At 63.5% G+C, this 18,822-nt stretch carries 24 protein-coding genes; 11 read left to right on the top strand and 13 right to left on the bottom strand.

What is annotated here, in order from left to right; translation table 11 throughout:
- Positions 1–48: 48 nt before the first annotated feature.
- The 4 genes from ACIPZG_RS12890 to ACIPZG_RS12875 all read right to left on the bottom strand — a co-directional run bounded on the left by ACIPZG_RS12890 (position 49) and on the right by ACIPZG_RS12875 (position 3,225).
- Positions 49–963 carry an SDR family oxidoreductase gene (locus ACIPZG_RS12890; RefSeq protein ID WP_400714155.1) on the bottom strand — a complete coding sequence of 305 codons (915 nt, stop codon included), beginning with the start codon at positions 961–963 and terminating at the stop codon, positions 49–51.
- A 116-nt stretch (positions 964–1,079) separates the two neighbouring features.
- Positions 1,080–1,985: an alpha/beta fold hydrolase gene (locus ACIPZG_RS12885; protein ID WP_400714152.1), complete on the bottom strand. Its 906-nt coding sequence runs from the start codon at positions 1,983–1,985 to the stop codon at positions 1,080–1,082.
- 177 nt (positions 1,986–2,162) lie between these two features.
- Entirely contained in the window at positions 2,163–2,849 is a 687-nt protein-coding gene (locus ACIPZG_RS12880; protein ID WP_400714150.1) for an LrgB family protein, read from the bottom strand.
- Positions 2,839–3,225, bottom strand: coding sequence for a CidA/LrgA family protein (locus tag ACIPZG_RS12875; RefSeq protein WP_400714147.1), 387 nt, complete (start codon positions 3,223–3,225; stop codon positions 2,839–2,841). Before ACIPZG_RS12875 ends, ACIPZG_RS12880 begins: the two co-directional genes overlap by 11 nt.
- Positions 3,226–3,322: 97 nt before the next feature.
- Here ACIPZG_RS12875 and ACIPZG_RS12870 point away from each other — a divergent pair, with 97 nt between their 5' ends.
- The gene (locus tag ACIPZG_RS12870; RefSeq protein WP_400714144.1) at positions 3,323–4,195 is read left to right on the top strand and encodes a LysR family transcriptional regulator; all 873 of its coding nucleotides are present in this window, start codon (positions 3,323–3,325) and stop codon (positions 4,193–4,195) included.
- 129 nt (positions 4,196–4,324) lie between these two features.
- Here ACIPZG_RS12870 and ACIPZG_RS12865 read toward each other — a convergent pair whose 3' ends face one another.
- Entirely contained in the window at positions 4,325–4,780 is a 456-nt protein-coding gene (locus ACIPZG_RS12865; protein ID WP_400714141.1) for a flavodoxin, read from the bottom strand.
- Positions 4,781–4,884: 104 nt separating this feature from the next.
- On the opposite strand from ACIPZG_RS12865, the gene ACIPZG_RS12860 reads away from it, so the two are divergent.
- Both ACIPZG_RS12860 and ACIPZG_RS12855 read left to right on the top strand, forming a co-directional pair.
- The gene (locus ACIPZG_RS12860; RefSeq protein WP_400714138.1) at positions 4,885–5,313 is read left to right on the top strand and encodes a PAS domain S-box protein; all 429 of its coding nucleotides are present in this window, start codon (positions 4,885–4,887) and stop codon (positions 5,311–5,313) included.
- Positions 5,314–5,372: 59 nt separating this feature from the next.
- A complete protein-coding gene (locus tag ACIPZG_RS12855) occupies positions 5,373–5,990 on the top strand; it encodes a hypothetical protein (RefSeq protein WP_400714135.1) in 618 nt (205 codons plus the stop codon).
- Here the strand turns inward: ACIPZG_RS12855 and ACIPZG_RS12850 are convergent.
- Complete coding sequence (locus ACIPZG_RS12850) at positions 5,975–6,907, bottom strand: MerR family transcriptional regulator (RefSeq protein ID WP_400714132.1); 933 nt, start codon at positions 6,905–6,907, stop codon at positions 5,975–5,977. The two genes, ACIPZG_RS12855 and ACIPZG_RS12850, sit on opposite strands and share 16 nt — an antisense overlap.
- Positions 6,908–7,113: 206 nt before the next feature.
- Between ACIPZG_RS12850 and ACIPZG_RS12845 the strand changes: the two genes are divergently transcribed.
- The 4 genes from ACIPZG_RS12845 (at position 7,114) to ACIPZG_RS12830 (ending at position 9,084) form a co-directional block, all read left to right on the top strand.
- The gene (locus ACIPZG_RS12845; protein ID WP_400714129.1) at positions 7,114–7,674 is read left to right on the top strand and encodes an antibiotic biosynthesis monooxygenase; all 561 of its coding nucleotides are present in this window, start codon (positions 7,114–7,116) and stop codon (positions 7,672–7,674) included.
- Between the two features lie 76 nt (positions 7,675–7,750).
- A complete protein-coding gene (gene folM / locus ACIPZG_RS12840) occupies positions 7,751–8,443 on the top strand; it encodes a dihydromonapterin reductase (RefSeq protein ID WP_400714126.1) in 693 nt (230 codons plus the stop codon).
- A gap of 10 nt (positions 8,444–8,453) precedes the next feature.
- The gene (locus ACIPZG_RS12835) at positions 8,454–8,750 is read left to right on the top strand and encodes a DUF1244 domain-containing protein (RefSeq protein ID WP_400714123.1); all 297 of its coding nucleotides are present in this window, start codon (positions 8,454–8,456) and stop codon (positions 8,748–8,750) included.
- Positions 8,743–9,084, top strand: a complete 342-nt coding sequence (locus tag ACIPZG_RS12830; RefSeq protein ID WP_400714120.1) for a HopJ type III effector protein — start codon at positions 8,743–8,745, stop codon at positions 9,082–9,084. The genes ACIPZG_RS12835 and ACIPZG_RS12830 overlap by 8 nt, the downstream gene beginning before the upstream one ends.
- Positions 9,085–9,199: 115 nt before the next feature.
- On the opposite strand, the gene ACIPZG_RS12825 is transcribed toward ACIPZG_RS12830, so the two are convergent.
- The 3 genes from ACIPZG_RS12825 to ACIPZG_RS12815 all read right to left on the bottom strand — a co-directional run bounded on the left by ACIPZG_RS12825 (position 9,200) and on the right by ACIPZG_RS12815 (position 12,458).
- Positions 9,200–10,105, bottom strand: a complete 906-nt coding sequence (locus ACIPZG_RS12825) for an alpha/beta fold hydrolase (protein WP_400714117.1) — start codon at positions 10,103–10,105, stop codon at positions 9,200–9,202.
- 163 nt (positions 10,106–10,268) lie between these two features.
- Positions 10,269–11,468, bottom strand: coding sequence for an enoyl-ACP reductase FabV (fabV, locus tag ACIPZG_RS12820; protein WP_008097903.1), 1,200 nt, complete (start codon positions 11,466–11,468; stop codon positions 10,269–10,271).
- A 135-nt stretch (positions 11,469–11,603) separates the two neighbouring features.
- Positions 11,604–12,458, bottom strand: coding sequence for a LysR substrate-binding domain-containing protein (locus ACIPZG_RS12815; protein ID WP_400714114.1), 855 nt, complete (start codon positions 12,456–12,458; stop codon positions 11,604–11,606).
- A gap of 135 nt (positions 12,459–12,593) precedes the next feature.
- On the opposite strand from ACIPZG_RS12815, the gene ACIPZG_RS12810 reads away from it, so the two are divergent.
- From ACIPZG_RS12810 to ACIPZG_RS12795, 4 genes are read left to right on the top strand one after another with little or no spacing between them, the layout of a single operon-like run.
- A complete protein-coding gene (locus ACIPZG_RS12810; RefSeq protein ID WP_400714111.1) occupies positions 12,594–13,634 on the top strand; it encodes an agmatine/peptidylarginine deiminase in 1,041 nt (346 codons plus the stop codon).
- Complete coding sequence (aguB, locus tag ACIPZG_RS12805; RefSeq protein WP_400714108.1) at positions 13,631–14,527, top strand: N-carbamoylputrescine amidase; 897 nt, start codon at positions 13,631–13,633, stop codon at positions 14,525–14,527. The genes ACIPZG_RS12810 and aguB overlap by 4 nt, the downstream gene beginning before the upstream one ends.
- Before the next feature lie 2 nt (positions 14,528–14,529).
- Positions 14,530–15,615: an extracellular solute-binding protein gene (locus ACIPZG_RS12800; RefSeq protein WP_400714105.1), complete on the top strand. Its 1,086-nt coding sequence runs from the start codon at positions 14,530–14,532 to the stop codon at positions 15,613–15,615.
- Positions 15,616–15,622: 7 nt separating this feature from the next.
- On the top strand, positions 15,623–16,729 hold the full coding sequence (locus tag ACIPZG_RS12795; protein WP_400714102.1) for an agmatine/peptidylarginine deiminase: 1,107 nt from the start codon (positions 15,623–15,625) through the stop codon (positions 16,727–16,729).
- Positions 16,730–16,843: 114 nt separating this feature from the next.
- On the opposite strand, the gene ACIPZG_RS12790 is transcribed toward ACIPZG_RS12795, so the two are convergent.
- From ACIPZG_RS12790 to ACIPZG_RS12775, 4 genes are all read right to left on the bottom strand, one after another.
- Complete coding sequence (locus tag ACIPZG_RS12790) at positions 16,844–17,383, bottom strand: cytochrome b/b6 domain-containing protein (RefSeq protein WP_400714099.1); 540 nt, start codon at positions 17,381–17,383, stop codon at positions 16,844–16,846.
- A complete protein-coding gene (locus ACIPZG_RS12785) occupies positions 17,383–17,649 on the bottom strand; it encodes a PepSY domain-containing protein (RefSeq protein WP_400714096.1) in 267 nt (88 codons plus the stop codon). The genes ACIPZG_RS12790 and ACIPZG_RS12785 overlap by 1 nt, the downstream gene beginning before the upstream one ends.
- A 177-nt stretch (positions 17,650–17,826) precedes the next feature.
- A complete protein-coding gene (locus tag ACIPZG_RS12780) occupies positions 17,827–18,099 on the bottom strand; it encodes a DUF3077 domain-containing protein (protein ID WP_400714093.1) in 273 nt (90 codons plus the stop codon).
- A gap of 4 nt (positions 18,100–18,103) precedes the next feature.
- Positions 18,104–18,373, bottom strand: coding sequence for a hypothetical protein (locus tag ACIPZG_RS12775; protein ID WP_400642101.1), 270 nt, complete (start codon positions 18,371–18,373; stop codon positions 18,104–18,106).
- Positions 18,374–18,822: the final 449 nt, after the last annotated feature.

Here is an 18,822-nt window from a genome sequence, read left to right as displayed (position 1 = left end):
GCCGCTGCGATTGCAGCGGCCTTTTTTATGCCTGGCGCAAAGCAGCCATCAACCCAGCGGATACTTCTGCAGATTGGCCATCATCTGCTGCAACGCCTGCACGTTGTCCTGGGGGTGTACCGCGCCCTCGAAGTCACCGATCCGTGCCCAGTGCTGCGCCACCTGCTCCGGGGTGAACCCTTCACGGGGGTCGAACCCGACGCCCAGGCTGCGCTCCCAGCGCACTTTGCCCATCCAGCCACCGCCCACCTCGAACAGCTCGCCGCTGTCCTGACACTGCTCGCTGCCCAGGTACACCACCAACGGGCTGACCAGCTCAGGCTTGAGGCGCTCGAAGACCTGCGCCGGGATCAGCCCCTCGGTCATGCGTGTGCCACCGGTGGGCGCAATGGCGTTGACCAGCACGCCCTGCCTGCGCCCTTCGATGGCCAGGGTGCGGGTCAGGCCATACAGGCCCAGCTTGGCCATGCCATAGTTGGCCTGGCCGAAGTTGCCGTAGATGCCGGAGGTCGAGGCGGTAAAGATCACCCTCCCCCATTGTTGCTCGCGCATGTGCGGCCAGGCGGCGCGGGTCACCTTGTAGGCACCCTCGACATGCACCTGGTAGACCTGCTCCCAGTCAGCGTCGTCCATCTTGTGGAAAGTCTTGTCGCGCAGGATGCCGGCATTGTTCACCAGCACGTCGACCCGGCCGAAACTGTCCAGCGCCTGTTCGACGATGCGTGCGCCAGCGCTGACCGAGTCGTGGTTGGCCACTGCGGTCCCCCCGGCAGCGCGGATTTGGGCCACCACCCGGTCGGCCGCCGAAACACTGGCACCTTCGCCATGGCTCGAACCGCCCAGGTCATTGACCACCACCCGGGCCCCTCGCGCGGCGAACAGCAGCGCATGGGCGCGGCCCAGGCCGCCACCGGCCCCCGTGACGATCACCACACGGTCTTGCAGCGTTACCGGCTCGCTCATGCGCTTGGCTCCAGCTCAGGTTGAATGCGTCGAGTCTGTGCCAACGCCCAGGCGCCGGACAATCAAGCGCACCCACGCTGAATGCCAGGCGATAACGCAGGACGATGGTCGGCGGTTCAGGACCAGGCGACTTGCTGCGGCAGGTAGCTCAGCCGTTGCTCGCGAAAAGCCAGGTAGTGCCGCAGGACCTGCGCAGGGGCCTCGGTATGGGGGTAATGGCCAATGCCTTGCAGCTGCACGGTGTCCGGGTTGGGCACCAGTTGCCGGTAGCGTTCGACCATGCGCGCGCCCGAGAGCGGGTCGACCACACCGTTGATGAAGCGCAGCGGCACACCCTCGGTCTGCAGCGCGCCGACCCAACGTTCGCGATGGGCGCGGCGCTCCGGCACGAAGCTCACCAGCTTGTGCAGGATGCGGGTACCGCCGTGTGCGGCAATCAGGCTCCAGCAGTCATCCAGGGCACTTTCACTGGGGCGGGTACAGGGCCCGTAGGTCTGCGAGACATTGCGCACCAGATCATCACGCTTGAACGAGCGCCCGACCAGCCAGCCCAGGCGGCTGAGCAGCAGTTTCTGCACCAGCAGCACCTGGCAGCTCTCAGGGAACAGGCCACTGTTGAGGAATACGCAGCTGGCGATCTCGGCACGCTGTTCGTGGTGCCGCGCCAACAGCTCCTGGGCCACGCTGCCGCCATAGTCGTGCGCCAGCAGGTGCACCGCTACCTGAACCTTGAGATGGGCCAGCAAGGCCTGTTGCAGGTCGGCTTGCTCCATCAGGCTGTAGGTATGGTCCAGCGGTTTGGCCGAATCGCCAAACCCCAGCATGTCGCAGGCGATCAGCCGAAAATGCTGAGTCAGCGGCGCCCACAGGTAGTGCCAGTCCCAGCTGGCGGTTGGGAATCCATGCAGTAGCAGCAGGGGCTCTCCTTGCCCTGCGGTCCAGTAGCGGATGCTCTGGCCCCGGAACGTGAAACTCTGTCCCCGGGTACGCCAGACGCACAATGGTATCTCGGCCAATGGCATCGTATTCGTCCCGGTTGTCTAGGTGTTGACGGTGTTGGGCAAGGCTGCGGTCATTGCAAGTCACCTCGGCACTTACTTGTGCTCTCTTTGTCGAGGCTGAGTCTAGTCAGCCGCCCAACAGGTGAAACTTGCGTTGCCAGCCAGCTTGTTGACCGAGCGAGCCAGTGGCACGAACGGTCACAGCAGCATGGCCAGCAGCGGCGCTGCGAACAGGTTGAGCAAGCCAGTCAGCACCATGACCAGGCCGGCCACGGAGCCTTCTTCGCGGCCCACCTCGTGGGCGCGGCTGACCCCGGCGCCATGGGCGCCGACCCCGAACAGCGCACCCCGCGCCAACGCCGAGCGCAACGGCAGCCAGCGCAGCAGCACGCCGCCGAACAGGGCACCGAGCACGCCGGTGAACATGACGAACACCGCCGTCAGCTCCGGCACACCACCGAGGTCATGGGCCAGCGGCATGGCGAATGGCGTGGTGATCGAACGTGGCACCAGTGACAGGCTGGTCGCTGTGTCCAGGGACAGCAGGTGCGCCAAGCCCCAGGAACTGGCGATCGACGCCGTGCTGCCTGCCAGCATGCCGATCAGCAATGCCGGCCAGTCCCGGGCCAGCATCGCCCGCTGTTGCCAGATCGGTACTGCGAAGGCCACCGTCACCGGGCCCAGCACGCCCATCAGCCAGTGGGTGTTGCGGGCATATTCGGCATACGCGGTGTGCAATGGCACAGCCACCGCCAACAGCAGCGCCGGCACCAGGATCAGCGGCGACATCAGGTACCGCCCGGTATGTCGGTAAAGCCAACGGCTGCCCAGGTAGGCCAGCAGGGTCAGCGCCAGCCAGAACAGCGGCATGGGCTCAAGGCTCATGGCGCAACCTCCAACGGCACACCAGTTCGACGGTGACGGCGGTGACCACCATGACCATCAGGGTGCTCACGGCAATCACCAGCAGGATGCGCCAGCCTTCTTCACGCACCAGGGTGCCGTAATCGAGCAGGCTCATCAGCGCGGGTATGAAGAACAACAGCATCTCGGCCATCAGCCAGCCTGCGCCCAGTTGCAAGGTAGTGGGCTTGACCACGCCGCAGGCGAACAGCAGCAGAAGCAGGGCCAGGCCCATCACCCCGCCAGGGATGGGCCAGCCCAGCCAACCGGCCAGCTGGCTACCGGTCCAGAACAACGCCAGAAGGACCGCCAGCTCGGTGAGCAGGCGCAGGGCTTTTTTCAATAACGCGGGTTTCATGGGAGGGTTCCTCGACAGGCCTACATTCTAAGATTCGGCTGCCTAGGCCAGAAGCGAATTGTTAGACTGATCGCCATTCCAATATGGAATTCAGAAGATGGAATTCAAACAGCTGCGCAGCTTCATCGAAGTGGTCCAACGCGGCGGCTTCACCCAAGCCGCACAGACGCTGCATATCAGTCAATCGGCCGTGAGCAAGCAGGTGGCCCAGCTGGAGCAGGCTATCGGCCAGCCATTGCTCGAACGCCAGGCCTCGCACCTGCACCTGACCGCTGCCGGACGCATCGTCCTGGAACGGGGCGAGGCGTTGTTGCGCCAACGCCAGGCGCTGCTCAACGAGCTGGATGACCTCAGCCAGATGGAACGCGGCGAGCTGCGCCTGGGCCTGCCGATGCTGGGCAGCGATGCCTTGTTCGCCGGGTTGTTCGCCGAGTACCGGCGGCGCCATCCGAACATTTCGATTCAACTGCTCGAAGGCGGCAGCCGCACGGTCGAGCAGGCGGTGCACAGTGGCGAGCTGGAATTGGGCGGCAGCCTGACACCCAGCGATCCGGCGTTCGAACACCAGCCGTTCTGCAACGAGCCGCTGGACGCGCTGCTACCGGCCGGGCATGCGTTGGCGGAGCAGCGACAGGTGACCTTGCAGCAACTGGCAGATACCCCTTTCCTGCTGTATCAGCGCAGCTTCGTACTCAATGACCGGTTGCTCAAAGCTTGCCAGCAGCAAGGGTTCACGCCGAAGGAAGGTGGGCGCAGTGGCCAGGCGGATTTTCTGGTGGCGTTGGTGGCGGCGGGCCAGGGCGTGGTGTTGCTGCCGCGGGTGGTGGCGAAGGCGTTGGAACGCCCTGGGGTGGTGCGTTTGCCTTTGAGTGCGCCAAAGGATCTGCGCTGGGATATCGCATTCATCTGGCGGCGTGGCGCGTATCTGTCGCGGGCGGCTCAGGCCTGGCTTGAGCTGGTAAGGGAATAGGCTGTACATGCCGGCCTCTTCGCGGGACAAGCCCGCTCCCACAGGATCTCAACTAAGTCTGCACTAGTGGATAACTTGTGGGAGCGGGCTTGTCCCGCGAAGGGGCCAGGACAGACAACGCAAATATATTCAGGCCTTCAAGGCTTGGGCAAACTCCGCCAGCCAAGGCTCGGCATCGGTCTCCGGGGTTACCGTTTCGCTGGCATCGAGCTTGAGCATCGGCTGCACTTCCCGCACCCCCAGCTCGGCGAACAGCTCGCGCAGCTGCTCGCCACCGCCACAATAGGTATCGCCATAGCTGGAATCGCCCAGTGCAATCACCGCACCCGGCAGGCCGCGCCAGGCCGCTGGCAACGTGTCGCGGAGGGTGCTGTACAGCGGCATCAGGTTGTCCGGCAGCTCACCCATGCCCGTCGTCGAAGTCACGGCCAGCAACGCTTCAGGGGCAAAACCTTCAAGATCCTGCTGGGTGGCACGGGCGGCGTGCCAGGCTTCGAAGCCCGCGGCCTTGAGCAGGCCCTCGGCGTGGCGGGCGACTTCTTCGGCGGTGCCGTACACCGAGCCGGAAATAATGACGACTTTCATCGGGGAGAGGATTCCGAAACTGAGTGAAAACGTAGGATACTAGCATTCGGCGCTGGCAAAAGGCCGCCTCTACCAAAGTCCCCCTTCCGATCAATGGCCCGAACATGATCAACGCGCAACTGCTGCAATCGATGGTCGATGCGTCCAATGACGGGATCGTGGTCGCCGAACAGGAAGGCGATGACACCATCCTGATCTACGTGAATGCGGCGTTCGAACGCCTGACCGGCTACAGCCGCGACGAAATCCTCTATCAGGATTGCCGTTTCCTGCAGGCCGACGATCGCGACCAGTTGGGCCGTGCGCGCATCCGCAAGGCCCTTGCCGAGGGCCGCCCATGCCGCGAAGTGCTGCGCAACTACCGCAAGGACGGCAGCGCCTTCTGGAACGAGCTGTCGATCACCCCGGTCAAGAGCGAAGCAGACCAGCGCACCTATCTCATCGGCATCCAGAAAGACGTCAGTCGCCAGGTCGAACTGGAACGTGAACTGGCCGAACTGCACGCTCGTCGCAATTGCGACGAGCGCTTGTGAACCAATCGTCCACGGTACGGTCAATCCCGTTGAAGAAATCGTCACCTCCGAGTTCGATCATGCAAGCCGATGCGCTCCTCACCCAGGACGAGCTGGATTTCATCCAGAACATGCAGCACTCCCCGCAGTTGAACCTGGCCGACCCGATGTCGAGCCTGCTGGTCAACGGCGATCATCGCATTCAATCGTTGCTGACCCGCCTGGTCGCCAACGAGCAGGTCACCTTGCAGGCGCAATTCAACAATCAGCAGATCAGCTTCCCGTTGCAGCTGGTGGAAGACGAGTTCCACGCCCTGCACCTGCAGATCGGCTCGCCGGAGATCTACGAAGACGGCCCGATGCTGCGCCCCTGGCGCCTGTCGATGGACCAACCGAGCGCGCTGCTGGACGCCCAAGGCCAGACCTCCGCCCTGTTGGTGCGTGATATTTCCTTCCAAGGCACCCTGGTGGAGATTCGTGGCCTGGCACAAGCGCCGTCGCGCTTCGACCTGAACTTCGCGCCAGGGGGTATTGCGCCAATTGCCCTGCACGGCAGGCTACGTCGGCGTATCGGCCCTGACCTGGCGGCCTACGACCTCAGCCGCAGCCAGCCCGAGGAAGTCGAGCGCCTGCGCGAATACATCCTCCAGGCCCATCGCCAGGCGCACCCAGAGCTGCACGCTCAGGTGTCGAGCTGACCGGCCAGGTACTGCCGCAAGCGCCGCCGCATCAACCCAGCCTCTGCACCGAGACATGCCACCAGGCTGCCCGCCAGGTTTTCCTGCGCAAGTTCCGCCGCCTCGCCCGCCAGCAACAGCGGGCATTTCAGGCCCACGGCCAAGCGGCTCAGGCGCTTGCCCATGTCGAGGGTCAGTGAATGATTGGAGAACAGCACCACGGCATCCGGCCCGAGGCGCTCACTGATCAGTGCCAGCTCTTCCAGCGGTTGCCCAGGCATCAGCGGGGTCACCCTGACTTCATCACTCGCCATCAGCAGCCCATTTACCAACAGCTCCAGCTCAAGGCATTGCCCTGGCAAGGGTGCCAACAACACATGACGGCCGCGCCACGGCTGTGACAGTTGCAAACGCGTGAACACACGGCCCCGCAGGAACTGGTCGAGGAACAGCCATTCACTGGCCTGGCCAAACACCGCCTGCCCCGCCGCCAGGTCGTGCCAGACGGGCATGAAGACATCGGCGAATACCCGGTCCTGGGTGATTGCAGCAAATACCTGGTCGAAAAGGCGATCCAGGCCAGCACCATCGAAACGCTGCACGGCGTCGCGCAGCTGGGCCTGCCAACCTTTGGCGGCATCGGGCGCCAATGCGTTCTGCACCATGGCCTGGTCGCGGGCAAGAATGCTACCGACCTTGCTGACTGCAACACCGCGCTCGAGCCAACCGAGGATACGGCGAATCTCGTCGATGTCGGCCTGGGAATACAGGCGGTGACCGCTTTCGGTGCGGGTAGGCTGGACCAGCCCGTAGCGGCGCTCCCAGGCGCGCAGGGTGACGGCATTGACCCCGGTGAGGCGGGAAACTTCACGTATCGGGAACAAGTCGCGGTGTTCCATACCGTCTTCGGATTGCGAAGTACGTCCCTGTTTGTTCATCAGCACTGAGTAACCTGTGCACGGAAGTTGAACGCGCATTCTACTACGTCATGAGTGCAACCGTTTGCTTGAGGATAGTTGCCGAAAATGCCGAGTACGCGATAATCCGCGCCCAATTCTTGCATGCACGCCTGCGCCGCCCACCACCCCGGGCGACACAGCCTAGGGGCCAGCTACCCGCCAGCCCCGCCGCCAGGAGATACACGATGTCTACCCCACCCGTCACCCTGATGGTGTCGCGTCGCGCCGCCCACGGCCGCTACCAGGACCTGCTGGCCTGGCTGCACGAAGGCGAGCAGCTGGCCACCGACTTCCCCGGCTACCTCGGCTCGGGCATTTTCGCCCCACCCCGTGACTGCGACGAATTCCAGATCATTTTCCGCTTCAGCGACGAGCCCACCTTGCATGCCTGGGAGCACTCGGCCTCGCGTCGGGCCTGGTTGCAGCGTGGCAACGGCCTGTTCGAACGCCCCAAAGAGAGGCGCGTCAGTGGCATCGACGACTGGTTTGGCACCAATACGGTGCAAAAGCCGCCGCGCTGGAAACAGGCGGTGGCCATCTGGCTGGCGTTCTTCCCGGTTTCGCTGCTGTTCAACCTGTTGTTCGGCCACTGGCTGGCGGGGCTGGAACTGGTGCCCCGTGTGCTGATGAGCACCCTGGCCCTGACACCGGTGATGGTCTACCTGTTCATCCCCCTTTCCACCCGTTTGCTCGCCAGTTGGCTGCATGCCGCTACAGGCACCCGCGCAGCGTTTCGCGAGAGCTGAGGGCAGACAATACAATAAGAAAATTCTTACGGTATGCTGGGCATCAACGACAGGAAGACAAGTTGACCGCCCGCACATGAACAGCCCCATTCTCATTACCGGAGCCAGCCAGCGCGTCGGGCTGGCCCTGGCCCTTGAGCTGGCACAGGCCGGCCATACCGTAGTCAGCGCCAGCCGCAGCGTCCAGGCGCAGTCGGCGCACCCGAATATCGTTCAGTTCCAGGCAGATCTCTGCCAGGCAGCCGACCGCCAGGCCTTGATCGACTTCTTGCAGCACCGCTACGACGGGCTGCGCGCGATCATCCACAACGCCTCGCTGTGGCTCGACGATGGCCTCGACAACCTCGACACCATGTTCCGCCTGCACGTCGAAGCGCCGTACCACCTCAACCTGGCCCTCGGCGAGCTGCTGGCCAAGGTCGACAAGGCCGACATCATCCATATCTGTGACGAAACCTCCTCGCGTGGCAGCAAGAGCCATATCGGCTATGCCGCGACCAAGGCCGCGCTGCAGAACATGGTGTTGTCGTTCGCCGAAAAGTACGCGCCCAAGGTGCGCGTCAACGGTATCCTGCCGGGCCTGCTGATCCTCAAGGAAGGCGGTGACGAGGCCTACCGCCAGCAGACCCTGAAAAAGGCCCTGCTGGAATTCGAACCCGGCGCCGGGCCGCTGATCGAGACGGTCAAATACCTGCTCGCCAGCCAGTACAGCACCGGCAGCCAGGTGGTCATCAACGGTGGCCGCCATCTGAAGAATCGCATGACCTGAGGGAAGCCCCATGACCCCGCAACAACAACTCGAACTCGAGGCCGCCGCCTTCCGGCGCCTGGTCGAACACCTGCAGAAACGCACCGATGTGCAGAACATCGACCTGATGAACCTGTCCGGTTTCTGCCGCAACTGCCTGTCCAAGTGGTACAAGGCCGCCGCCGACGAACGTCAGCTCGACATCAGCCTGGATGATGCCCGCGAAGCGGTGTACGGCATGCCTTACGCCGAGTGGAAAGCCCAACACCAGAAAGAAGCCAGCGCCGAGCAACAAGCGGCGTTCGAACAAGGAAAACCCCGTGACTGATCTGAACACCCTGCGCGCGAGCCTGGCCAGCGGCCAACACGCCTTTGCCGACACCCTGGCGTTCATTGCCGCTAATTACAGCTACCAGCCACAAGCCTTCAACAACGGCGGCGTGGAAAATGCCGCCGGGCAGAACGAAGGCTCATGCAAGACCTTGGGCCTGGCCTTGCTGGAAGGCTTGAGCGACCAGGAGGCCCTGCTGGCTTTTGGCGAGCACTACCGTGATGTCGTGGCCACGCCAGAGGGCAGTGACCATGGCAACATTCGTGCGCTGATCAAGCAGGGGTTGGCGGGTGTGAAATTCGCTGAACTGCCGCTTAAGCGTAACGCTTGATAGCGCCGGGGCTGCTTCGCAGCCCAATCGCCGGCAAGCCGGCTCCCACAGGATTGTGCCGTAGCCTGTACGTGTGGGAGCCGGCTTGCCGGCGATGAGGCCGGTGCAGGCAACATCAGCTGATGATCTTCCCCGGGCTGCCAGCCAACAACCTGCCCCGCTGCAACCACTCCAGCGCAATCGGCCACAAGCTGGCGCGGAACCGGTCATGGAAAAACGCGAAATGGCCAATTTCCTCGACCGAGATATCCACAGGCGCAATCCGCAAATGCTGGCGCTCCCCCTGCAAGTAGCCCAGTAACCGCTCGGTCGCCGCCACGGTGCCGAACGGATCGTCGGTCAGGCTGATCGCCAGGGTCGCCGCACGTACCAACGCAAAGGGTGCCACTTCCAGGCTGCGCCCACTGGGCCTGTGTTCATAGCGCGCAGTCCGGGTAGTCCAGTCCTGCACCACGCCCGCCGGGGTATCTTCCATCCAGCCCAGGCGCTTGCCGGGAAAATAACCGAACGCGCGGGTCAGCAGCGGCATCACCACATGCCATTTGCCCAACAGTCGCCAGCGCTGGTTGGCCGCGTAATCGCGCCAGTAGGCGAACTGCGCGCCCACCATCAGCACCCGCCGCACCTGGCCGGCAGACGGTGCCAGGCCCACTGCGCAACCGCCGAAACTGTGGCCCACGACATCCACCGGCTGGCCGGGGAACGCCTGCGCGGCGTGCGCCAGCATGGCTTCGAAATCCAGCCGGCCCCAATCGCTCCATGAAGCCTGGAAACCGCGCAAGGAAGGCGGCCGCGATTCGCCGATGCCACGGTAATCGTAGGTCAGCACATCGAAACCCTGGGCGAACAGGTAGTCGGCAAAGCGCGCGTAGTAGCGGCAGCGTACAGAGGTGGCGGCATTGATGATCACCAGCGGGCGCTGGGGATTGGCCGGGGCGTGGCGCCAGCAGAAGCCACCGAGGCTGTAGCCGTCGGCTGTGGTCTGGCGAAACGGGGTGGCCGGTTGGGTGAGGCTGCTCATGGCGCGCTTTCCTGTTGTTGTGCGCCAACGCTAGCAAAAAATCTTGGGTCTGTACCGGCCTCATCGCCGGCAAGCCGGCTCCCACAGGTACAGCGCAGGCCTTGAGGGCGATGCTATTCCTGTGGGAGCCGGCTTGCCGGCGATAGGGCCAGCCGGGCTTTGCTTACAGCTCGACGCAGTCGAACTTCACATCGGTCGCCACGTCTTCGTCGTAGTTGACGTCAGCGCGCTCGAAGCCGAACAGGTTGAGGAACTGCTTCTTGTAACCGGCGTAGTCGGTCAGCTGGAACAGGTTCTCGGTGGTCACTTGCGGCCACATGGCCTTGCAGGCGTCCTGAACGTCATCACGCAGTTCCCAGTCGTCCAGGCGCAGGCGGCCTTTCTCGTCCAGCTCCGCCGGGGCACCGTCAGCGCGGTACATACGGTCACGGAACATGCGGTCCAGTTGATCCTGGGTACCTTCGTGAACGCCCTTCTCCTGCATGATCTTGAAGACCATCGACAGGTACAGCGGCATCACCGGAATCGCCGAGCTGGCCTGGGTGACGACCGACTTGAGCACCGCCACGTTGGCACTGCCACCTACCTTCTTGGCCAGACGCTGGGCAGTCTCGTCCAGGTCCTGCTTGGCCTTACCCAGGGCGCCGTGCCAGTAGATCGGCCAGGTGATTTCGGTGCCGATGTAGCTGAAGGCCACGGTGCGCGCCTGTGGCGCGAGTACGCCAGCGGCGTTCAGGGCATCGATCCACAGCTCCCAGTCCTGACCACCCATGACGGTGATGGTGTCCTGGATTTCCTGCTCGGTGGCCGGCTCGATGCTGGCCTCGATGATGGTGTCCTTGTTGGTGTCGATGGCGGTCGACTTGTACGGCTGGCCGATTGGCTTGAGCGCCGAGCGGATCACTTCACCGGTCTGCGGCAGCTTGCGCACTGGCGAGGCCAGCGAGTAGATGACCAGGTCAACCTGGCCGCCCATTTCGTTCTTGATCAGCTCGATGACCTTGGCGCGGGCTTCGTCGGAGAAGGCGTCACCGTTGATCGACTTGCTGTACAGGCCCTCGGCCTTGGCGAACTTGTCGAAGGCTGCAGCGTTGTACCAGCCGGCGGTACCGGCCTTGGTTTCGGTACCTGGCTTTTCGAAGAACACGCCCAGGGTATCGGCCTTGAAGCCGAACGCCGCAGTGATGCGTGCCGCCAGGCCGTAGCCGCTGGAGGCGCCGATGACCAGGACCTTCTTCGGGCCATCCTCGCGCACGCCCAGCTTGCGGGTGGCTTCGATCTGGTCACGGACGTTGAGCTCGCAGCCCTTCGGGTGAGTCGTGGTGCAGATGAAACCGCGAACCTTAGGATGAATGATGGCCAATGTCTGTACCTCGTCAGGTTTATGCTGGGGAAGTGCCATCAGGCAGCGCTTCCGATTGATCAGAGGGTGAGACTACCCCCAAAGGTTATCCGACACATATTACGGGCTGATCGGGGGGATTCAAATCCGCCCGCATCAATCTTGCCCCAGTGCGTCTTTCAACCACGCGAGAAACTGCCTGGCCAACGGATCATCCTGGCTGTCCCGATGCACCAGGCAAGCCCACGCCGGCCCCCGTACCCGCTGCGTCGAAAGCGCCTGCAGCCGCCCCTCGTGCACCGCCCGCCGGGCCAGCAACTGGCTGATCAAGGCAATGCCCAAGCCTTCGCTCGCGGCATCCAGCAACAGCCCGGGGTCAGAGAAATTCAACCCTTTGCCCTGCTGCCCGACCTCCTCGCCACCCTCCAGTTGCCAATGACTCCAGTCCATCTCGCGCTCGCCATGCAGGGTGGTACGGGCGGGGGCATTCGCCAGCGAGGGGTGGCAGGCCGGGTACAACAGGTCTTGGTGCAGCACCGTGAAGCTGCATTCGGCCTGGGCGCTGAGGTCATCGCGGATGGCCAGGTCGATGGTTTCGGTGGCCATGTCCGGCACCTCGAAACTGGTGAACAGCCACAGGTCGACCTCTGGGCAACGCTGATGAAAATCGGCCAACCGCGGCAGCAGCCAGTGCCGGGCAAACGCCGGCGTGGTGTTGACCACCAGCTGGTTGGGCTTGCGGTACTGATCGAGGCGGCGAATGCCTACGGCCAGGTGCTGCAACAGCGACTGGGTGGTGCTGAGCAGGTCATGCCCGGCATCGGTCAGGCTGACGCTGCGGCCACTGCGGTGGAACAGCGGTTGTTCCAGGTAGGTTTCCAGGCTGCGAATCTGCTGGCTGATGGCCGACTGGGTCAGGTTCAGCGCCTCGGCGGCCTTGTGGAAACTGCCGAGCCGAGCCGCGGCTTCGAAGCCCCGGAGGGCATTGAGGGGTGGCCAGTGTTTCAGCATGATCGATAAGCCCTGCTAATCAGATGTGCGCTAAATCTATCGTTTGTCGCTGCCGCTTCATAGCCATAGCATGGTCACCAACACCCGCGACGGCGGGCTTCGTTGATAAAAATCCTTAATAGATCGGAGTTCACTATGGACCTGTCCCTCGACAGCGGCTGGCGCATGCCTGCCGAATGGGCCCGCCACGCTGCCACCTGGATGATCTGGCCGCACAACCAGGCCCTGTGGGAAAACGGCTGGCAGGTGCGCCTGGCCGATGTACAACGCGACTTTGCACGGGTCGCCGCCGCCATTGCCCGCTTCGAGCCGGTGAAAATGGTCGTCGATCCCTCGGCAATGGCCACTGCGCGTGCCTTGTGCGGTGCCAACATCGAGCTGGTCGAGCTGGCCGTCGACGACAGCTGGTGCCGGGACAGCGGCCCCAGCTTCATCTGCCACCCGCAACATGGCCTTGCCGGCCTGAGCTGGCGTTTCAACGCCTGGGGCGACAAGTCTGCGCATGGCCAAGACCGCAGCCTGGGCCGGCGCATCCTCGACCACCTGGGCCTCGACGGCTTCAGCACGGCCTTGTGCAACGAAGGCGGCGCCATTCATGTGGACGGCGAAGGCACCCTGATCACCACCGAGTCGGTGCTGCTCAATCCCAACCGCAATCCCGGTATCAGCAAGGCCGAGTTCGAACGCTGCTTCGCCCGTTACCTGGGCATCCGCAAGACCATCTGGCTACCCGGCGATCCGCAGTACGTCACCGGTGACATGACCGATGGCCACGTGGACGGCGTGTGCGCCTTCGCCCGCCCTGGCGTGCTGCTGGTCGATGCCACCCATGATCATGGCTCGGTGTATGCCGAGGTCGTGCGAGAGAACCGCCGAGCCCTGGAACTGGCCACGGACGCACAGGGCCGCCGGTTCGAACTGCTCGACCTGTACGAAGCCAGCGCCGCTGTGGACCCCGAGGCCGAGGTGTTCTGCGCCTCCTACACCAACTTCTACCTCGCCAACGGCGCGGTCATCATGCCCGCCTACGGCATCGCCGCCGATGCCGACGCGGCCACACAGCTGGGCCATGCCTTCCCCGGCCGGGAAATCGTGCCAGTGCGCATCGACCACATCGCCCACGGCGGTGGCGGCATCCACTGCATCACCCAGCAACAACCCGAGGTACAACCATGAACCTGCTGCGCATCGCCACGACCCAGATGCCGTGCAGCTGGAACCTGCCGGACAACCTCGACCGTGCCGAGCAACTGGTGCGTCAGGCCGCCGCCCAGGGCGCCCAGGTGATCCTGCTGCAGGAGCTGTTCGCCACCCCCTATTTCTGCATCGAACAGGACCACCGCCACCAGGCGCTGGCCGAACCCTATGCCGACAGCCCGATCCTGCAGCGTTTCGCTGCCCTGGCCGGCGAGCTCGGCGTGGTCCTGCCGCTGAGCTGGTACGAACGGGCCGGCAATGCCTTCTTCAATTCGCTGACCGTCGCCGACGCCGATGGCCGCCTGCTCGGTATCTATCGCAAGACCCACATCCCCAACGCCATCGGCTATCAGGAGAAGGAATACTTCAGCCCCGGCGATACCGGTTTCAAGGTCTGGGACACCGCCTTCGGGCGTCTGGGCATCGGCATCTGCTGGGACCAGTGGTTCCCCGAAACCGCCCGCTGCCTGGCACTGCTGGGCGCTGAAGTGCTGCTGTTCCCCACCGCCATCGGCTCGGAACCGGGCGCTGCCGAACTGGACTCGCGCGACCATTGGCAAGTCGCCATGCGCGGCCATGCCGCCGCCAACCTGCTGCCGGTGGTGGCCGCCAATCGCGTGGGCGAAGAAGTCGCGGGCAGCGATCAGACCCTGTCCATGCGCTTTTATGGCTCGTCGTTCATCTGCGACCACAAGGGCGCCCTGCTGGCCGAAGCCGACCGCAGCAGCACGGGCATCTGGCTGCATGACCTGGACCTGGCGCGCATGCGCGAAGACCGCCTGAGTTGGGGCATCTACCGCGACCGTCGCCCGGAAATGTACGCGCCGCTGTTGACCCTGGACGGCCACCACTCCCACATTGCGAGGGCCTGAACATGAAACTGCCATACCTGGCCGCGCTCGCCCTGACCCTCTGCGCCAGCCACGCCCTGGCCGAGCAGCCGACCCTGCGCCTGTACAACTGGGCCGACTATTTCGCCGAAGACACGCTCAAGCAGTTCACCGCTGAAACCGGTATCCAGGTGATCTACGACGTGATGGACGGCAGCGAGGTGCTCGAAGCCAAGCTGATGTCGGGCCGTAGTGGCTACGACCTGGTCTTCCCCGGCGATACCGTGGCCGAACGGCTGATGCGCGCCGGCAGCCTGCAGGCACTGGACCGCAGCCGCCTGGAGGCGCTCGACGACATCGAGCCTGGCCTGCGCAAGCTGCACGACCAGTATCCCAAGGCCAGCCAGGCCACCGTGCCCTATACCTGGGGCACCATCGGTCTGACGAGCAACGCCGGCATGATTCGCCAACGCATGGCCGATGCCCCGCTGGACAACCTCGACCTGCTGTTCAAACCGGAGCTTGCCGCCAAGTTCGCCGACTGCGGGATCTCGATCATCGACTCGCCCGACGAAGTCCTGGCCGTGGTCCTCAACTACCTGGGCCGGGAACCGCGCAGCGCCAAACGCGAAGACCTGGCCGCGGCCAGTGAACTGCTCAAGGCGGTGCGCCCGTACATCCGCAAGTTCCAGTCGCAACCGGTCACTGAGCTTGTCAACGAGAACCTGTGCCTGTCGCTGGGCTACAGCGGCGATGTGATCCAGGCCCAGCGCACCGCCGAGGCCGCCGGCAAGCAGCTCGATTTCCAGTACCGCGTACCGCGCCAGGGCACCACGGTGTGGATGGACACCATGGCGATACCCACCGATGCCAAGCACCCGGAATACGCCTATCGTTTCATCAACTTCGTCATGCGCCCGCAGAACATGGCCGCGATCAGCAACTTCACCGGCTACCCGACGGCCAGCGCCAAAGCCCGCGAGGCGGTTGAACCGCGCTTGCGCGACAACCCCGATATCTACCTCGACGAAGCCACCTATGCCCGACTGATTCCGGGCCGTGACATTCCCCAGGCCGACATGCGCGCGCGCATGCGTGTGTGGACCCGCTTCAAGACTGCACAGGACTGACTGACCCATGCCAAGCCGTAGAACCTTCCTGCAACTGTCACTGGCCGCGGGCCTTGGAGCCAGCCTGGGCTTGCCCCTGGGCCTGGCTCGCGCCGAGCAACCCGACCGCTGGTTCATGCCCGACGAGGGCGAACCGCAGCAACGCGCGTTCATTGCCTTCGGTGCCCAGGACGCCATCTGGGAGGATTTCACCGCCGACGTGCAAGCGGCCCTGGGCCGTATCGCCCAGGCGATTGCTCGCTACCAGCCGGTGACCGTGTTCTGCCGTGCCAACGAACGCGAGCTGGCCCTGCAACATTGCGGGAGCCACAACACCCAGTTCGAGACTTGCGAGCTGGATGACATCTGGATGCGCGACATCGGCGCCAACTTCGTCGTCGATGACGGCAATGGCCTGGGCGCGGTGGACTTCAACTTCAATGGTTGGGGCAACAAGCAACGCCATCGCAACGATGCCCGGCTGGCCAAGCGAGTCGCCACAGTGGCAAGTGCGCAGTATCAGCGCAGCGAACTGGTTGGCGAAGGGGGTGCCATCGAAGTGGACGGCCATGGCACCGGCATCATGACCGAAAGCAGCTGGATCAACGCCAACCGCAACCCAGGCTGGAGCAAGGCCGATGTCGAAGCTGAGCTCAAGGCGCGCCTGGGCCTGAGCAAGATCATCTGGCTGCCGGGCATCGCTGGCGAGGACATCACCGACGGGCATGTGGATTTCTATGCCCGCTTCGTGCGACCCGGCGTGGTCATTGCCAACCTGGACAAGGATCCCGAGTCATATGACTACGACGTGACCCGCAAGCACCTGGAGATTCTCAAGAAAGCCACCGACGCCGAAGGCCGGCGCCTGCAGGTGCATGTCGTGTCACCACCGATGCGTGGGCGGAAAAACAAGTTCAGCAAGGGCAACCCGGACTTCGCGGCGGGCTATATCAACTACTTCGTGATCAATGGCGCCATCATCGCCCCGCAATTCGGCGATGCCCAGGCCGATGAAAAGGCGCGGGCCTTGCTGGCAGCGCTGTACCCGGAGCGCGAGGTCGTGCAACTGGACATCGATGCGATCGCGGCAGGCGGTGGCGGTATTCACTGCGTCACCCACCAGTGCCCGGCCTAGTGGCCCTATCGCCGGCAAGCCGGCTCCCACAGGTACTCTTGAGGCCTGTGGGATCGTTGTGGGAGCCGGCTTGCCGGCGATGAGGCCCGCCCAAACAACGCCGGTCAAATGCCATCACGGCTCATCAGAAATACGCCGCCGGCGCCCGGTCAGCATCGACAGCGGCAGGTTCTCGCGCAAACGCACGCTCTCGACGATGGCCGCCAGCACATGCACGCCAACCAGCGCCAACACGGCATCGGCCAGAAAGCTATGCACATCCATGGGCCAATCGGCGCCCCATAGCGCATCGATTTCCTGTGATGCCCACCCCGTCAGCCCCAGGCCGGTGATGCCAGTCAACATCAACAGCATCACCAGTGCCCCAATTGGCGAATGCCCCAGCCGGTGGTAAGGCTGGCCCTTGAACAACGCCCGGGCATGGACCGCAAGGCGCGCAGGCGTTGGCCAGAAATCTGCCCAGCGCGCGCTTTGCGGCCCGACGAACCCCCACACCAGGCGTATGACCACACAGCCCAGGGCGTAGTAACCGAGCCACTGATGCCAGTCGTCGCCCTCTTCGTTGAAAAAATAATCGGCAAAGAACACAGTGGCGATCGACAGGTGACAGAGGCGCAGCAGCGGATCCCACAGCTTCACCGTCGCGTCTGGCATCAGTCTTCGATCTCGGTCTTGACCGCTTTGCCCGTGACCGGGTCGTGGTAGATCTCGACCTTCTTGCCATCCTTGTTAAAGCCGTAGATCTCGTAGCAGTTGCCTTTGGTGACCTTGAACTTGTTGATCTTGTAGCCCTGCTCCTTGAGCTGGGTCTGGAATTTATCCGGGTCTTGCCAGGTACTCTTGTCGGCGGTGGTGCATTGCGTGGCGGCGAAGGCGGCACTGCTGCCCAGTAGCAGGGTGGCGGCAATCAGGATACGCATGACGATAGGCTCCAATCTGGGAGTTGAAAGGCTGGGTTGAACGCTTCCAGCTTAGTCGGGGCGAGCTGCCGGTGCCTTCTCCAGCGTCAGAATTGGCCCTATCGCGGATAAATCCGCTCCTACACGGACCGCATCGAACCTGTAGGAGCGGATTCATCCGCGATAGGCCCACCGCGATCAATGCATTCGGTTCTTGGCCATCTCGATGTCGTTCATCAACGCCTTGGCCAAGGCACTCAGGTAATCCGCTGCACCGAGCAACTTGTGGTCATCCTCCATATCGCCCTCACGCACCAGGTGCTTGATGTAGCCCAGCAGTATCGAAACCTGCTCATAGGCATCCTCGATCGGAATGCCCGGCTGTACCCGCAGCAGATCAATCGGCGGGTTGCCGACATCGAGGAAGGTCTCCACGCCGGCGGTGGTGAGGACTTTGGGGTCATCCGCCATGTCATCACCTCTGAGCCTGTTGGCCATATAGTCGAGCGTGCACATGCTCGACCAACGCAAAGGCGATCTCGCTGGCATGCATCGCATTGCCCAGCATGCTCAGGCCAGATTCGCCAGCGCGGGCGCGGCAGTGTTCGTCGAGGGTTTCGATGACGCCGCGCAGCAGCTCGCTGACGTGGGCCAGGGCGTCGGGCGGGTACATGTCGGATTGGACGGTGAAGAATGGGGTGGTGATAGGTTTACGGCGGGGAGGATCGGGGACGATCTTCTTCATGGCAGTTAACTCTTGTTCGGCTTAAGGAAACCGCCACCTGAATCTTTCTCACGGATTGTGGGTGGCAGCCGTGCGCGGGGTGAGAAACCGAGGAACAAGAGCAAAAACTCGGCCAGGCCGAAGCCTGCCCGCGCACGACCGCCATAACGACGGAGCTGTTGTGTCAGTCGGGTTCTCACACCCGGTCGCCGAAGCGACCCGAGAAAGTTATCCGTGAGGCATTTCCCCGACAACAGCGAAACTTCAGCAGCGCTCGTAGGATAATTCCCAAACTAGCGAATCCTGAAGCATTTGGTTTCAAGTTCAGAAATATCTTACGGCCGAGGAGGGTCTCCAGGTGCTCGCCATGAAAGTTTTAGCGCCTATGAGATCGAGCGCCGCCCGCGCGGCGCATCGCGGATAAATCCGCTCCTACATTTGTTGCAACGTGCCTATGTCTGATGGGGCAT

It is taken from the genome of Pseudomonas sp. NPDC089395, assembly GCF_044749525.1.
Taxonomy (GTDB): domain Bacteria; phylum Pseudomonadota; class Gammaproteobacteria; order Pseudomonadales; family Pseudomonadaceae; genus Aquipseudomonas.
The sequence above is the reverse complement of the archived record's forward strand: the minus strand, read 5'-3'. Positions and strand labels throughout refer to the sequence as shown.